We start from the raw sequence: 1,619 nt of genomic DNA, 5'->3' as shown, positions 1-1,619 counted from the left end.
GTTATGGCGCCTTCTTTTGATGTTAAGAAATCCGCAATAGTATTGGCGTTGGCTTTCAGTTTGCTTGCTTTTCTCATAACATTTCTTCATCATGGCCAGATTTACTATATCGTTCATGCGGCAACAGATGCCAATCTTCTTGATGTGGTCATTAGTTGACTTGGCTAGGATTTGCAATCCTCCCACTGTATTTTTGCCCTTCGTGGCCCGCTAGTACTCTGTTAGCTAAATTTGTTAATAAAAAGAATTATCGGATAAACTTGTGGAATGGCAAAACATATCCAACTTCCACAAGATGAAAAAACTGAACTTGAACAATTGATAAAGTCGGGCGAGCACAAGGCGAGAGTGATCAGTCGAGCCAGAGTGCTCCTTCTATTGGATCGCAGTTCGGGTCAGAAAAGAACCCTGGCCCAGGTAGCCGAAGCGGCCATGCTCTCCAGCGTCTCCGTCAACCATATCAAACGACGCTATTTTGAAGGAGGGCTGGAGAGAGCTTTGTACGACAGCCCCCGACCTGGCCGTCCGGTAACGAAGATGACCGGCGATGTTGAAGCCCAACTTATTGCTCTGACGTGCAGTGAGCCACCAGAAGGACACGACCAGTGGACATTGCGCTTATTGGCTGATGGGCTGGTGCAACTCGAGGTGGTAGAGAGCATTAGTCATGTCACGGTGGGCGAGACGTTAAAAAAAATGAACTTAAGCCTTGGCAAGTAAAATCATGGTGTATGCCCAAACCAGGGGCACGTTTTGTCGCCAAAATGGAAGATGTCCTTGCCGTCTATGAACGGCCGTATGACCCGAAACGACCAATGGTTTGTCTGGATGAGATTCAAAAAGCATTGCGGTCAACACCAAGGGGTGAAATCGCACTGCAACCAGGACAACCTACTCGAGAAGATTATGAGTATCAACGTCATGGGAAATGCTCTCTTTTTTTGGCCGTCGAACCGTTAGCCGGATTTCGCAAGACGTGGCTTTTTGCGCAACGCCGCAAGGTTGAATTTGCTGAGGTGTTGCGGTCATTAGTTGATGAAGTGTATCCGGATGCAGACAAGATTGTTTTGGTGTTGGATAATTTGAACATTCATCATATGGCCTCGTTGTACGAACGATTTGACCCAGCTGAAGCCCGCAGAATTGCCGACAAACTGGAGTGGCATTACACACCGGAACATGGCAGCTGGCTCAATATTGCTGAATGCGAGTTATCTGTTTTGCGCCGACAGGCATTAAAACGACGCAAGGTCGATATTGCCAAGGTGCGCACCCAAGTGACCGCTTGGGAAATCCAGCGTAATGAGCGCCAAGTGGGTATTGACTGGCAATTCACCTGCGCTGATGCTCGTATTAAGCTCAAGCGACTTTATCCAATTGTTAAAGTCCGGTAGTTTGATAGTCAGTGTCTGCAATATTAAGAATTTAACTTAACAGAGTACTAAGTCGATTGAAGCCTATAAACATCCCCACTCTTTGACACTATATTGGCGTGGAGAATTATATTATCAAGACGAAGAGTGGGACAAAGCACGGGGTGATTTTGAACAAGCTGTCGCATTGGGTATGTATTCGCCTGAATACGAACGGGCGCAAGCATATTTGTCTAAATTGAACCA

The 1,619-nt window shown here is 46.6% G+C and carries 2 protein-coding genes; both read left to right on the top strand.

Annotated elements, in window-relative coordinates:
- Positions 1–267 precede the first annotated feature (267 nt).
- Positions 268–720, top strand: coding sequence for a helix-turn-helix domain-containing protein (locus tag ACQY6F_RS18920; RefSeq protein ID WP_428776668.1), 453 nt, complete (start codon positions 268–270; stop codon positions 718–720).
- A gap of 11 nt (positions 721–731) precedes the next feature.
- Positions 732–1,394 (top strand): IS630 family transposase, encoded by a 663-nt coding sequence (locus ACQY6F_RS18915; RefSeq protein ID WP_428776666.1) that lies wholly within the window; start codon positions 732–734, stop codon positions 1,392–1,394.
- Positions 1,395–1,619: the final 225 nt, after the last annotated feature.

Source organism: Vibrio sp. (assembly GCF_050299255.1).
Taxonomy (GTDB): domain Bacteria; phylum Pseudomonadota; class Gammaproteobacteria; order Enterobacterales; family Vibrionaceae; genus Vibrio.
The sequence above is the reverse complement of the archived record's forward strand: the minus strand, read 5'-3'. Positions and strand labels throughout refer to the sequence as shown.

Coding starts and splice junctions, on each gene's coding strand:
- ACQY6F_RS18920 (WP_428776668.1), top strand. CDS start 268: ATGGCAAAACATATCCAACTTCCACAAGATGAAAAAACTGAACTTGAA.
- ACQY6F_RS18915 (WP_428776666.1), top strand. CDS start 732: ATGCCCAAACCAGGGGCACGTTTTGTCGCCAAAATGGAAGATGTCCTT.